The organism is Saprospiraceae bacterium, from assembly GCA_016715965.1.
Taxonomy (GTDB): Bacteria; Bacteroidota; Bacteroidia; order Chitinophagales; family Saprospiraceae; genus Vicinibacter.
The window spans coordinates 1,317,110-1,331,752 of sequence record JADJXG010000001.1 but is presented as its reverse complement, the minus strand read 5'-3'; the positions used below and the strand labels follow the sequence as shown (position 1 = coordinate 1,331,752).

Sequence of the window (14,643 nt, the reverse complement as noted above, 5' to 3'; positions counted from 1 at the left end):
TAAGCTATGTTTATTGAACAGCTTTTAACAAAAGCCCTGGACAAAAAGGAACTTACGGCCGAAGAAGGCCTCCTTATTTTTGAAAAAGCACCCACCGCAGAGATAATGTGGGTGGCCAACCGCTTGAGACAAGATGCCGTTCCCGGCAAAAAGGTGACCTGGATCATTGACCGCAATTCCAATACGACCAATGTTTGCATTGCAAATTGTAAGTTTTGCAATTTTTATAGACCTCCTGGTCATGCTGAGGCTTACATTACCTCAATTGAGGAATACAAGCTTAAAATAGAAGAAATGTTTCGCCTTGGCGGAGAGCAACTGCTCCTGCAAGGGGGTCATCATCCTGATCTCGGGCTTTCTTTTTATGTGAAGCTTTTTAGAGAATTAAAAGCCCTGTATCCAAATCTTAAATTACACGCTTTGGGACCTCCTGAGATCGCTCACATTTCAAAACTGGAGAAGAAATCCCATCATCAAGTCTTGTCTGCCCTGGTCGACGCAGGACTTGATTCTTTACCCGGAGCGGGTGCAGAAATTTTAAATGACCGGGTGAGGCGTCTTATTTCTAAAGGTAAATGTGGCGCACAAGAGTGGTTGGATGTAATGCGCGCTGCCCACCAACTAGGAATAACTTGTTCGGCTACCATGATGTTCGGCCACGTCGAAACCAATCTGGAAAGGATGCAACATCTTGTTTCCATCAGAGACCTACAGTCTCAAAAACCCCCTGAGTTTAACGGTTTTCTGGCTTTCATTCCCTGGCCGTTTCAGGATGAAGGGACCATGCTTCGCAAACTCAAGAGGGCAAGAAATCAATGCACTTCCGATGAGTATATTAGGATGATAGGACTTTCTAGAATGATGTTGCCAAATGTGCCTCACATACAAGCTTCCTGGTTGACCGTTGGTAAAGGCACCGCCCAAATTTGTCTGGACGGCGGAGCAGACGACTTTGGTAGCATTATGATTGAAGAAAACGTTGTGTCTGCAGCCGGTGCTGCTCATCGGTTTACGGCAAATGGCATCCAAATGGCCATCAAGGAAGCCGGTTATATTCCACAATTGAGAAACCAGCAATACCAACACATCCCGCTTCCATTGGAGCTGGAACAACAAATGTTGGATTCTAAGAGTATGATTGTTGACTAAGGGCTAGAAATGAGCAATAGTATGTTTGATGACATCCAGGAAAGTGCCCGGTTTATAGGAGACCGGTTGGGGCACCTTCCCTCCATGGCCATCGTTTTGGGCACTGGGATGGGGGTTTTAGAATCCAGGGTCGAAATCATAAAGGAAATTTCATACAAATTAATTCCATCATTTGTTCCAACAACCGTGGAGAGCCATTCCGGCAAGCTGATCCATGCAAAGTGGTTCGGAAAAGAGCTTTTGCTCCTTTCTGGAAGATTGCATTATTACGAAGGTTATTCATTGCATGAGGTCTGTTATCCGATAAGGGTGCTTGGAGCTCTGGGAGTAAAGGAAATCTGGTTTACCAATGCCAGCGGTTCTGTAAATCCTGAATTCAGCGCAGGTGATTTGATTTTTATCAGAGATCATATCAATTTTCACCCTGAAAATCCATTAAGAGGTTTGTTTGATCAAAGATTAGGAGAGCGCTTTCCTGACATGGGAGACGTATATAATCAAGACTTGTTGGCATTGGCCCAAAACTCCTGCCACTCGCTGTCATTGCCCTTTAAAACTGGAGTTTATTTTGGTTTGCAAGGTCCAAGTCTGGAAACACCTGCTGAATATAAAATGATCCGTTTATTGGGAGGTGATATCGTGGGAATGTCTACTATTCCAGAGGTAATTGTAGCGCATCAGTGTGAGATGAAAATATTGGCAGCTTCCATTGTTTCCAATCAGTCAAAGGAAAACCAAGCCTATCAAAAAACAACCATCGAATCTGTTTTAAAGGTTGTCAATGACTCCTCCGACAAATTGATAAAGATTTTTGAATTAATGATTCAATCCAAAAGATAATATGTTCTCTTGTCTGCGATCTCTTATCGTTGTTTCAAAATTTTGATCGCATTTTCTGCTTCTTTATCTGCAGGATCTAGGGCAATAATTTTTTCAAAATAGGCCAGCGAGGATTTGTAATCATCTCTTTGAACAAAATAGGTACCCAGATATCTGAATGCCTCTATCAGATTTTTTTTGTTTTTTTCCGGATCAGCGGAAGCGATTTCCTCGTATTTTTCGTAGAAAGGTTTTGCAAATCCATTGAGCTGAGCTGAATCCAGAGCAGTATTGCACCTGGCTCTCATAAGCCATCCTTGTGCGTAAGCCGGTGTTGATGTGACCACTTTTGCAAAACTCGAATCCGCTAAGTTATATTCACTGTTATAATATCGGCTCAATCCCAAGTAATATTGCTCTGTGTTGTTAAGTGGCTGTGCAATTTCTTTCTTGAGATACCATTGAGAAGCCTTGGCATACTTTTTATCATCATAAAAAGCTTTCGCCACAACGCCATATATTTCAGGAGCTCTGGTAGGATCAAATTCAAGGACCTTTGTGTATGCTGCTTCGGCTTCATCGTATTTTTTGAGTTTCATGGCTGCCTTGGCGAGATATTCAAAATCTGAAGAATAAACTTTTCTGCTGGTATCTTTTGCAGTCTCTGTCATGAGCAAAATACTATGATCATAAGAGTCTTGATACTTTTCGGTTTCGCCGTAGGACCATGCAAGCCAGCGATGGATCGTGTATTGCTCAGGATGATTTTTGATAACCTTTAAACCCTCTGTGATGGCCCGGTCATAATCCTTCGCCTGAAAACAAAGAAATTTGACCAACCTGACTTTTGCATCAACATCGTCTCCTGTTAATGATACATATTTTTCCAAAACCGGAAGCACTTTGGTATAATTTTTATTTCGGATCAGTTGCTCGTAAAGTTCTTTATACGCCAATGCGTAATCAGGCTTTATTTCGATTGCTGTTTGAAGTCTCTCGATTCCTAAATCGTATTTGTTTCCAGCCGCCCAAATTCTGGCCATTTTCAAATAAGTTTCCGGATCATTTTTATCTTTTTCAACGGCTACTTCATAGGCCGTCATCGCAGCACCCAAATCTCTTTTAACGTAATGTGCATCACCCATATGAATCCAATACGTCGCAATTTTTGGATCTAAATCGCGGGCCTTGGTGAGGTGTATTAATGCTTCTTCCGGATTCGGTTTTTTCCCATACAGCCACGCATCCCCAACCATTGCAATGATTCGATGATTTTTCGAATTTCCTTTCAATGCTGAATCAAAAAATTTTCTGGCTTCTGCTTCATTTCCTTTGTCCAGCTCCAATTTGCCAAGGCCTATTTTACATTCATCACACTTATTACTAATGTCCAGGCCCATCTGATAGGCTACTCTTGCAGCTTGTGGGTTGTCCATCGCATAATGGACTTCTCCAATGTAGTATGGATAAATTGGGTTTTTCGGATCGGTTGCGTTCAGTTTTGAGAAAGTTTGTAAGGCTCCGTTAAAATTCTCATTTTGGAGCATTTGAATACCTTCCTGCAGGCTCTGTGCATTAAGAGATTGAATGGCAATAATGATAGAGCTTATGCAAAAGATGATTAATTTGTTCATGGAAACCACTTTGTATTTTAAGCCGACAAAATTAGCTTTTTTCATGTAAACGACTTTTAGATTTAGAGTTTAAACAATTAATGGTTTCGACCGTCTTTTGTCCTGATTGGCTTAATGCTTTTGGTTAAATTATCATTAATTTGTCTATTTTTCCAGTTTCAGCCCAGATATTGGGACCAATTCCACCCAACGATCAGATTGAAATTTGGGAAGAAGCCCTGACTTCAAAATTATCTTTTGGCCTATTTCTCCACCAATAAAAGAAGCAAAACCTAGTCCAACATCTGTTTTCCCTGTTCTGGTCAGAATGGTTATTTCTCTGGTAAAAGGATAGAATCCCTCGGCCAAATGATATTGGTAAGGTCCAAAATATCCTGCATTCAATGAATCCTTCGGTCTGGAGACCTTAAGAACCTTGAGCCCATTTAAGGTTTTTGATAAATCTGTGCGGTCAGAGTCACTCCATTCTGTCCAATCGACGGCAGCCAGAATACGGGGATTGTTATTGATTTGTTCGATGATCTTTTCTTTTGATGGAAGAGCATACATTTTTGCGGGCGCAATTTCCACTCCGGCAAGCTGTAACAAGGCAGGCCCAATCCCAGATTGATTGTCTTCTATTACGAAACTGTTGAATGATGCTGCATGGTCACTTTTACCCCTGATAAGATCTATGATCGATTCATAGGTTAAGCTTGAGTCTTCCGCCTCTGGTGATGCAATAAATGCAATGGCGCTCACGGCTACAACAAATTCCCTGGGTTGGCTTTGTTGATTTTTAAATAGAAAATCTTTTTCCTCCTTGTTGAGTTTTAGATATCCTATGACAATGCCAACAGAGTCTTTCATAAATTTTCTCTTCAATTCTTGTTCTGAAGAGAATTCTAAATCAACGATGGCGTTGGGATAATTTCTTTCGAAAATTTGTTTTTGCTGGATGATCAGGTCTGCCAGACTTTTGTCCACATAAACACTCATCCTGCCTTCGGTGGGTTTGGTCTCCTTATGATTGGCCGGATTACAGCTCATTCCAATAAAGATGATAAGAAAAATTCCTGACAATGACAAAATCCTTTCCAGTTTAAATTTCATATCTTTTATAAGAACGTATGACAAATTGAAGTTGAGCTCCCGATATAAAAAAAGAGTTATGTGATATGACATAACTCTTCTCATTTGTGGGAGCTACTGGGTTCGAACCAGTGACCCTCTGCTTGTAAGGCAGATGCTCTGAACCAGCTGAGCTAAGCTCCCTAATTATTACTAAGACATCTGATTATGCCTTTAAAAAGGACTGCAAATATAGATGAGTTGTATTAATACACACGATGTTGGTATTAAATTTTATTACTTTAATATGTAAAAGATTGATTAGCAGTTTTTACTTACAGATCTATTTTCACAAGTACCATTTTGCCCCCGGATTCACTAGGAACCCAAACTGTGTTGGATGAAATTTGCTGCGCGTCCTGTATTCTTAAATTCAGACTGAGTGCGCCGGTGTTCAGAATACTTTTTCGGTAGTTTTTGCCATCGGGTAATAAGATATATTCGGATACCGTGGATTCGTTTTTAATTTCATCATTGAACAAAATTCTGAGAAAAGACGGATTTGATACGATGTAGAAGGATGAATAAAGTCCCTGATCGTCTTGTGAAAATTGCCTTTTTCGGAGGATCTCTTCCCATTGTTTTTTTCCGTTCTGATCAAAAGACAATGCGAGTATGTCGTCGTAATAATAGTCTACCCACCTGACCGATCCAATCCCTGTTGGATCCATGGCATTGTTAAAATAAGGTCTTCTCATGAGTTCCTTGCTGTTTTCAAAAAAAACCAACAAGCCCCCATCTTCTTTAAATTTTAATTCCCGAACAGATAAATTTATTTGGCTTTGCTTCAACTCATTTCCTTTTAGTCCCCAGCTTTTCATAAGCTCTTTATCAAATGGTGTGATAATTAATTCCTCCCCTTTTGTGAAATTGAAATAAATATATCCCTCAGCCTGGCTCTCTTCCTCTTCACTATACAATCCTGCCATGATAAGTTCGCCAGTTTGATTGTTGATTTTAAATTCAATGTCATAAAAATCGGCTTCATGCAAGCTGGCAATTTTACTAAATACTTTTTCTCCGCTTGGTCCAATACCCTGTACTTTAATAGTGGCTGTTTGTTTTCTTTTCACTTTGTGTTTCTCCGTACCCAACAAGTAGAGAAAACCTTCGTTGCTTAAGACAGCAAAAGAGGCTGTGTAATCGTCAAAATTAAATAACTCTTTCGCAGGTTTACAAAAAGCTTTTCCTTGCTTCATTCTGTCAAAAGAGACAATCCATCTTTTTCCGTGTTTGTCTTTAATCCCAACAGATACATATTTTTTGTTTTCAGAATTTACAAAATTCACTTCTGCCTGAAAGTCCGGATCGAATTGCAGATCAGGAACCCAGTGTTGATCCGGGATCCCATTCTGATCAAAAGTAGAATATACCAAATGGGTTTTTTCTTCTGTCTTTGCCAAATAGATAATTCCAATTTTTAGATCATGACTAAATGCATCCAGAACCTTCCATTTTTTACCAATTAGCTCAAGATCTTTTTCAACACTCCAATTAAAATCTTCTCTTAGCGTTTGAAAAGTGGTTCGATAAGATTTGTCCCTGACCAGCACACAGGTGTTCTGAAAGGGGATCAAATAATATGCAAAATCATTTCGCATATTTATTTCAGGTGAAATTCTATAGTTCTGAGCAGAGGCCTTTGTTAAAACCATTGCCCCGATTAGAGCGTACAAAAAGAGCAAATTGATGTTTCGCATTGGGCGATTATAGATACATTTGCAAATTTAAGAAATAAAGGATGATTTTAAAGCGTATTATTGAATGTGTTCCCAATTTTAGTGAAGGACAAAACCAAGTGGTTCTCCAAAAAATTGCTGACGCCATAAAGTCCATTGACGGGGTAAGTCTGCTTCACATTGATCCAGGTGCTAGTACCAATAGAACCGTTTTTACTTTTGCAGGTGAGCCTGAGTTTGTTATTGAGGCCGCTTTTTGGGCAATAAAAACCGCTGCTGAAAACATAGATATGCGCAAACACAAGGGTGCTCATCCAAGAATGGGCGCAACCGACGTTTGTCCTTTGGTGCCAATATCCGGAATTAGTATGGAGGAAACCAATGAATTTGCGCATAAACTGGCTAGACGGGTGGGCAATGAATTGAAAATTCCTGTTTATCTATACGAAGAATCTGCCACCAATCCAAAAAGAAAAAATCTGGCAGACATAAGGTCTGGAGAATATGAAGGTCTGGAACAAAAAATGAGCAATCCTGAATGGGTTCCTGATTACGGACCTGCAGAATTTAATCCTCAATCTGGCGCAACAGTGATTGGCGCCCGTGGTTTTTTAATTGCTTACAACATTAATTTAAATACCAAATCTGTCAGATGGGCGAATGAAGTTGCTTACGATATTAGAGAAAACGGACGCGTCAAAAAAGATCCTGTTACCCAAAAATTATTGCGCGATGAGAACGGTGAAGTTTTGCGAGAAGCTGGCGCCTGCAAATCTGTTAAAGCCATTGGTTGGTATATAGAAGAATATGGTATGGCACAGGTCTCCATGAATTTAACAAATCTCAGTCAGTCTTCCTTACACCAAGTCTTTGAAGAATGCAGGAAATCTGCTGAAAAATATGGATTGTTGGTAACCGGATCTGAATTGGTTGGACTGATTCCTAAAAATGCATTGTTAGAGGCCGGTCGGTACTTTCTTAAAAAGCAAAAAAGATCCCTTGGGGTCCCTGAGCAAGAACTTATCATGGTAGCGATACAATCTTTGGGGCTTAATTCCCTGGGCTTATTCGATCCAAAAACAAGAATTATTGAATTTATGATTGAAAATGTTTCAAATACTTTGGCAGAAATGAGTCTCCAAAAATTTATACAGGAAACTGCTGCTGATACACCGACTCCTGGAGGTGGTTCGGTGAGTGCCTATATGGGTGCTTTGGGCGCTGCCTTAACCGCAATGGTGGCAAATTTGACCGCTCATAAAAAAGGCTATGAAGATAAAATTGATTTTTATAGTTCTCATGCCGTCCATTCACAGGAAACTTATTCGGAATTGCTTTTTCTTGTGGACGAAGATACCAGAGCCTTTAATCAGATCATGAACGCATTTCGTCTTCCCAAAAACAGTCCGGAGGAAAAGAAGACCCGGAAAAAGGAAATTCAAAAAGCAACCATACATGCCATTGAGGTACCTTTAAAGACTATGCAGCTGGCTTTTCAACAGCTGCCCCATGTGCTTGCAATGGTGAAAGAGGGAAATCCAAACTCTGTTAGTGATGCCGGTGTTGGTGCACTTTGTCTGTTGGCCGCTATTAAAGGAGCCGGTTTGAATGTGAAAATAAATTCCACTGGTTTGGAGAACGAAGATGAAAAAAGAAAATACATCGTCGAAGCAGAACGCTTGATTGCTGAATCCTCCATAGCGGTAAAAGAAATTGAAGAGGCTGTTGAAAAAAGAATTTTTAATAGTGATCATTAGTTTCTTTCTATAAAATTCATTTCACTTAAAATTTAAATTCAACTCAAGATGCTATTCAAATCCAAACATCCAGTTGCCTTGCCCTACCTGTTTTTTTCAGAAATGTGGGAGCGATTTGGTTATTATCTAATGATTGGAATCTTTACCCTCTATCTGAAAGATGTAGCAGATGGATTTGCGATGACTGAAGCTGAAAGTGCTGATTTATATGGCACTTTCATTGGTTTGGTATTTCTCACTCCTTTTATCGGCGGGTTGTTGGCCGATCGTTATTTGGGTTTAAGTAAATCCATTGTCATTGGGGGTTTGATGATGGGAGCTGGATATTTTTTGATGGGTGTTCACAACATTACCGTTTTGTACATTGCAATGACCTTGGTCATATTGGGCAATGGGTTTTTTAAGCCCAATATTTCTACTTTATTGGGCAATGTATACAACACTGAACAGCACAAACATCTCAAGGACGAAGGTTATAATATTTTTTACATGGGTATTAATATTGGCGCTTTTATCTGCAATTTTTTTGGTGCTGCCCTGCAGATCATGTTGGGCTGGGCTTATGCTTTTATGGCTGCCGGTGTTGGCATGATCCTGGGTGTTGTCATCTTTCTTCTTGGACAAAAACACTATCGTGGTTTTGATACTTTGAAACCTGCGGGTCCCAATGATATGCCCATTCTGAAAATTGTTTACTTAATTTTATTGCCTGCATTTGTGTTTGGTATGATTGGTTGGTTGATTCCTTCCAATGTGTTTGGAAGCGATTCTACCGATGCTTTTATTTTAGCCTGTGTGCCTGTTTTGTATTTTTACTTTGATATTTACCGCAAAGCTGCATCGGAAGAAAAGAAACCAATTCTAGCCTTACTTGCTATTTTCTCTGTTGTCATTTTGTTTTGGGCTGTTTTTAAACAGAATGGTTCTGCCCTCAACACCTGGGCGGATCGATACACAGATAGACAAGTCACAGATAAAACAGAATTGGTTTTTACTGCTTTAAAACAATCTAAAAAAATAAACCATTCCAAGGATAGTGTCGCACTTTATGACGAGGCTTTTCGATTGCAAAAATCAAATGGGGTGGTTAAAATGGAATACAATTATCCGCTTTATTTTAGAAACATGGCGGATTCCAAAAAACCCGTAGAAGGTGGAAGCATCAGTGTGTGGTCCACCAATCTGAGTCAAAGCATTAATCCAGGTTGGGTGATTTTGCTAACCCCTCTTGTGGTGGCCATGTTTGCTTTTTTAAAAAGAAGGAAAAAGGAACCCAGTACGCCCAGTAAAATTGCCTGGGGACTGTTTATTTCGGGTTTATCGGTTTTGGTAATGGTGGCCGCTGTGAAGGCAGGGAACAACGGTGCTGAAAAAGTATCAATCTGGTGGTTGGTTGGCAGTTATGGTGTCATTACTTTGGGTGAATTGTTCCTGAGCCCAATGGGTTTGTCCATTGTCTCCAAACTAAGCCCTCCCCGAATTACCGCCCTTATGATGGGGGGCTGGTTTTTGTCCACATCCATTGGCAATCGATTGAGTGGTGTTTTGGCCAGCATGTGGGATACCTATGACGACAAGGCTAATTTCTTTTGGATCAATTTTGGGCTTTTAATGGGTGCAACTTTGGTCTTATTGGCAATGCTTAAATGGCTCAATCGTATATTTGATCAGTATGTAAAGTAGATGAATTCGACCAATTGGTCGAAATATTGATTTTTTTAGAGAGGAGCTTGTGACATTTGTTGCTTTCAATTTAATCTCCTACTTTATGATAAAATTCCTTTTCATCCCGGTATTATTCGGTTTCTCATTGTGTCTGTTGGGTCAGGGATATACTGTAGGCGGGTCCATCAAAAACAAGAAAGATGAGCCGGTTTCTTTTGCAACTTTGTTGTTAAAAAAATCGATAGACAGCAGTCTTGTAAAAGTCGCAGTTGGTCAGGACGATGGATCTTTTTCCTTTTTATCCATCTCACCAGGAACTTATTTTATTCATGTCAAATACATTGGATTCACAGATTTTTTTTCAAATTCCATTGAGCTTATCAACAATAATGCGGATGTGGGAACATTGGTTTTATCAGAAAACAGCACTCAGCTTGCTGAAGTGAGTGTTGTCGCTTTAAGGCCCATCGTCGAGGTGAAGGCAGATAAAACGGTCTTTAATGTTCAGGGTACAATCAATGCAGTGGGAGACAATGGACTCAACCTCCTCCGGAAGGCTCCTGGTGTAATGGTGGATAACAATAACAATATCAGCGTGTTGGGTCGATCCGGAGTCTTGGTTTACATAGATGGAAGAAGAATTCCTATGAGCGGGCAAGAGTTGAGCAATTATCTGGAAAACCTGAATGCTGAACAAATAGACCGGATCGATATTATCACCAATCCCGGATCCAAATACGAAGCACAAGGCAACGCAGGTATCATAGATATTCGCTTAAAAAAGGACAGCAATGTTGGCGGCAGTGGATCCATCAGTTCGACCGTTTCCCAAGGACGCTATGCTACAGGTAATCTTAGTGGAAACGGCAATTATAGAAATAAAAAAATAAACATATTCGGCAATGCGGCTTTAAATAAAGGAACGAGGTTTAATGATTTGTTTTTTCAAAGCTATCAGAATCAAATCTTTTTAGAAGAATCTCATCTCAGCAACTCTTCATTCAACGGTGTAAACGGCAGGCTAGGGCTAGATTATTACCTTAATAAGAAATCAACATTTGGCATATTGATCAGTGGGTTGTACAATGTTTCGGACCATGGTTCTATTAATAAAACACTGATTGCCAAACAAATAGATATAAATAATATAGACAGCATCCTTATTGCCAACAATAGTTCGGATGCAAATCGGGGACACACAGCAGCAAATTTGAATTATAGCTGGACCGATAAAACAAAAAGCTTTAACATGGATCTGGATTACGGTTTATTCCGCAACCAATCTGACTACATCCAACCAAATAATTATTACACAGCTGATTTAATCTCCATTCTCACTAGCAATTTAACTGAATATCAAACCCGAGCAGACATTGACATTTTTTCATTTAAAGCAGATTACGAACAAGATTTATTGGGAGGCAAACTTGGTGCAGGCACAAAATGGACCAAAGTAGAGACCGCTAACCAATTTTTATTTTACAATGTCTTCGATGCCATTCCGGTAAGAAATGACCGACGTTCAAATTTATTTGATTACAGTGAGTCTGTGTATGCCGGCTATTTAAATTATAAGAAAAAATTGGGCGAACGCTGGAATATTTCAGCCGGTTTAAGAACAGAATACACAGATGCTTCTGGAGACTTAAGTGCTTTTATCCCTGAACTGGAAGAGCCCGCTGTTCTTTTTAATTACTTGAGTTTATTTCCTTCGGGGGGCATTAGCTATTCACCTGCTAAAAAACACAGTTATTCTCTGCAATATGGCAGAAGGATTAACCGACCAGATTACAATGTCTTAAATCCATTTAAAGAACAGTTAAGTGAGCTTTCTTATAGCAGTGGAAACAAGTTTCTAAAACCAGAAATCGTCAACAATATTGAATTGGGCTATACTTATAATTTCAAATATTCTGTCAAACTGGCTTATAGTCTTACAACGGATCAGATTACTCGTCTTATGAGTCCAGACCCTATAGATCCCAGGGCAAATTATATTAGCTGGGACAATTTGGCCACACAAGAAATCTATGGTTTGAATGTATCGCTTCCCATGGATTTTACCAAGTGGTGGAATGCCTATTTTACTTTCAATTTTAATCTTACCAACAATCAGGCAAATTATGGTGGCAATGCGCAGGTAGATGTACAAGCCTATAACTTCAATTTGTTTCATCAACAGACTTTTCAATTGGGTAAAAAATGGAAAGCGGAGGTATCCGGTTGGTATTCCGGACCTGGTGTTTGGGGTGGTATCTTTCTTTTTGATCCCTGCTACAGTCTTAATCTGGGTATCCAAAGAAAGTTTTTGAGCGAACGCCTTAATGCGAGACTTACGGTCAATGATATATTTTATCAGGCATGGTGGAGCGGGTATTCTTCTTTCAATGGTCTTCACACGACGGGTTATGGAAAATGGGATAGTCGTCGGGTGGCATTAAGTCTGAATTATGATCTTGGAAACAAAAATATCAAATCCAGAAAGAGGAGTACAGGAATTGAAAGTGAAAGCAAAAGGGTTGGAGAATAGGCCCTTTTAAAGAGTTAAACCCAAAATCTAATTTGAGTACGGCTCTGCTCGGCTTTCGAACTCATTCAAATACAAATGACCAGTGCTCTAATCTTTACAAGAAGCATAGGCTTTTTTGCGCGTGTGGTTCTTACTCCAAATCCAAATGAAAGCCCTCTGTGAATTGTTCCACGTGGAACAGTTCAGAGGTCAGGAACTTATCTTATCAAATGTTCCACGTGGAACAAAAAAGGGATTGAGTAAAACCCTCAATCCCTTTTTATTTAATTTTCTTTATTGATTACCGGACAAATTGATATCGCAATCCAGCGATCAGACCAAACTGAATATAGTTTTGTTTTAGGGGATATTTGTCAGTTGTGATGGATCCCAAATAGTATCTCACAGATGGTTCTGCCAACAACATAAGGCCTCTGGACATTTTATAATTAAGGCCAAAAGAACCGACCAAACTCATTCCAACATTGTTCTTAAAATATTGATTACCCTCCGATGCTCCATGTTCCAGATTTAACCGGTCCTTTCCATTGGGCATATAAATAAATCCAGATCTCCGGGTCATCAAATTAACCGCCACGCCGGCATTTACGGAAAAAAGAAAATCTGCCAAGTCCATTTCATAGCCCATTACAAAAGGAACATCGTAAAATTTATACCTATTGTAAATATTCTCAATGATGTCCACTTCCTGATGGACAGTATCGATGGGATTGCCCTGATCGTCTTTCCTAATAATTTGAATAAGTTGGGTTTCTGATACAAAATCAAATCTTTCTTTAATCTCTGAATAATTAAAACCGGTTCGGAGGGCAAGACCATTTTTAAAGGCGTAGGAACCTCTGATTCCCATTGAATATGCTTTTATAAACTTCTCATCTGTGTTTCTTTTGTCTGCATATTCAAGTGAGTTTGGATAGACCGCTTCAATCGTTCTTTTCGAAATTTCAGGGGCATAGTAGAAATCTAGATAAATTTTATCTCTTTTTACAAATCGCTGAACCAAATTGCATGGGTCGTCTTTAATATGGCCTCGCAATACTGGCTTCTTTCTTTTTGAATTACCTACCATCCAGGGTCTGCTTGGAATACTTTCAACTGTTTCGATTTTTTCTCTGGAAGCTGTTGTATTCCAATGAATAGAACCGGATTCCATCATCTCACCTTCTTTTGAAAACGAATGGGTTAAGTCGTCTTTGTTCTCATTCAAATCCCCCAAGGCCAAAGCTTTATTGTCCTTGTTTGAGACATTGATTTCTTTTTCGGTATCCGAAATATCTTTAAATGAATCATTATCAAGAGCTTTTGTTTTTTCTAAAGAGCCTTTAGGGGTTTTCTTTTGACCCGTAGCCATTAAATCCTTAACAATGCCCAGTTTTTCCTGCTCTATGCCAATGTCCAAAGATGACTCCTTTGAGTCTGGCCCATTTTCTGTTTCCCTTTGGGTTGGTATAATTTCCATCGTGGCTTCGGGATCAATCTCATTGGCAACTGGCTCTGCTTTCGTTTGATGAATTGATTCCATTTTTTTGGTGGCGGCATGATAACCATACTTATACGCTGCCAAAAGGCTGAAACTAACCAAACTCAAACCAATGATTAGGTTGGTAAACCATGGTAAACCAAAAATTTTGCGATTGGATTGTTCTGCATCCAAAGCTTTTTCGATTCCATCCCATAAATGCTTCTGTGGCCCAAGATCCAGTTGATCCAAACGGTCTTTAAATAATCGGTCCGTAATGTGGTCCCTATTGTCGAAACTCATATTTCTAGTTTTTCTCTTTTTAATAATTTGTCTTGCAACACTTTCCTAGCTTTTACCAGTTGTGAGCGAGAAGTGCTTTCCTCAATTCCCATCATCTCAGAAATTTCTTTGTGGTTGTATCCCTCGATGGCATATAGATTAAACACCATTCTATATCCGTCAGGTAATTCCTCAACCATATTTAATAATTCCTTATAATACAATAAATTATTTGCATTGTAATCGTCTCCGTGTTCTGGAATTTCATCTATAACAAGGAGTTCATTTTTATTGCTTTTTCTGTGGTACTTTTTAATGGCATTGTGAATCATAATTTTTCTGACCCATTGCTCAAAAGGACCTTCAAACTTGTATTGCTTCATGTTCTGAAAAACTTTGACAAATCCATCCTGCAATAAATCTTCTGCTTCCATTTTATGCCGGGCATATCGCATGCAAACCGCCATCATTTTACCTGAAAGCAGTTCAAATAATTCTTTCTGTGATTTTCTGTCACCTGAAATACAAGCTTCTATGACTTGGTTGATTTCCATTCCGG

10 protein-coding genes and 1 tRNA gene are annotated in these 14,643 nt (G+C 39.4%); 5 read left to right on the top strand and 6 right to left on the bottom strand.

All coding sequences use genetic code 11. From position 1 onward, the window contains the following. Positions 1-6: 6 nt before the first annotated feature. Together IPM48_04920 and IPM48_04915 are read left to right on the top strand one after the other, a co-directional pair. A complete protein-coding gene (locus tag IPM48_04920; protein ID MBK9270916.1) occupies positions 7-1,149 on the top strand; it encodes a CofH family radical SAM protein in 1,143 nt (380 codons plus the stop codon). Between the two features lie 9 nt (positions 1,150-1,158). Continuing rightward, positions 1,159-1,989, top strand: coding sequence for a purine-nucleoside phosphorylase (locus tag IPM48_04915; protein ID MBK9270915.1), 831 nt, complete (start codon positions 1,159-1,161; stop codon positions 1,987-1,989). Positions 1,990-2,012: 23 nt separating this feature from the next. On the opposite strand, the gene IPM48_04910 is transcribed toward IPM48_04915, so the two are convergent. From IPM48_04910 to IPM48_04895, 4 genes are all read right to left on the bottom strand, one after another. Continuing rightward, positions 2,013-3,647: a tetratricopeptide repeat protein gene (locus IPM48_04910; protein MBK9270914.1), complete on the bottom strand. Its 1,635-nt coding sequence runs from the start codon at positions 3,645-3,647 to the stop codon at positions 2,013-2,015. A gap of 99 nt (positions 3,648-3,746) precedes the next feature. After that, positions 3,747-4,694, bottom strand: coding sequence for a substrate-binding domain-containing protein (locus IPM48_04905; GenBank protein ID MBK9270913.1), 948 nt, complete (start codon positions 4,692-4,694; stop codon positions 3,747-3,749). An 87-nt stretch (positions 4,695-4,781) separates the two neighbouring features. Continuing rightward, a tRNA-Val gene (locus tag IPM48_04900) sits at positions 4,782-4,856 on the bottom strand. A 131-nt stretch (positions 4,857-4,987) separates the two neighbouring features. Further along, positions 4,988-6,367 (bottom strand): hypothetical protein, encoded by a 1,380-nt coding sequence (locus IPM48_04895; GenBank protein MBK9270912.1) that lies wholly within the window; start codon positions 6,365-6,367, stop codon positions 4,988-4,990. 86 nt (positions 6,368-6,453) lie between these two features. On the opposite strand from IPM48_04895, the gene ftcD reads away from it, so the two are divergent. From ftcD to IPM48_04880, 3 genes are all read left to right on the top strand, one after another. Further along, positions 6,454-8,148, top strand: a complete 1,695-nt coding sequence (gene ftcD, locus IPM48_04890) for a glutamate formimidoyltransferase (GenBank protein MBK9270911.1) — start codon at positions 6,454-6,456, stop codon at positions 8,146-8,148. 48 nt (positions 8,149-8,196) lie between these two features. Next, positions 8,197-9,831 (top strand): peptide MFS transporter, encoded by a 1,635-nt coding sequence (locus IPM48_04885; protein ID MBK9270910.1) that lies wholly within the window; start codon positions 8,197-8,199, stop codon positions 9,829-9,831. A gap of 85 nt (positions 9,832-9,916) precedes the next feature. Further along, the gene (locus IPM48_04880) at positions 9,917-12,343 is read left to right on the top strand and encodes a TonB-dependent receptor (GenBank protein ID MBK9270909.1); all 2,427 of its coding nucleotides are present in this window, start codon (positions 9,917-9,919) and stop codon (positions 12,341-12,343) included. 280 nt (positions 12,344-12,623) lie between these two features. Here the strand turns inward: IPM48_04880 and IPM48_04875 are convergent, their stop codons facing one another. Together IPM48_04875 and IPM48_04870 are read right to left on the bottom strand one after the other, a co-directional pair. Then, the gene (locus IPM48_04875; protein MBK9270908.1) at positions 12,624-14,105 is read right to left on the bottom strand and encodes a hypothetical protein; all 1,482 of its coding nucleotides are present in this window, start codon (positions 14,103-14,105) and stop codon (positions 12,624-12,626) included. Next, on the bottom strand, positions 14,102-14,638 hold the full coding sequence (locus tag IPM48_04870) for an RNA polymerase sigma factor (GenBank protein ID MBK9270907.1): 537 nt from the start codon (positions 14,636-14,638) through the stop codon (positions 14,102-14,104). Before IPM48_04870 ends, IPM48_04875 begins: the two co-directional genes overlap by 4 nt. Positions 14,639-14,643: the final 5 nt, after the last annotated feature.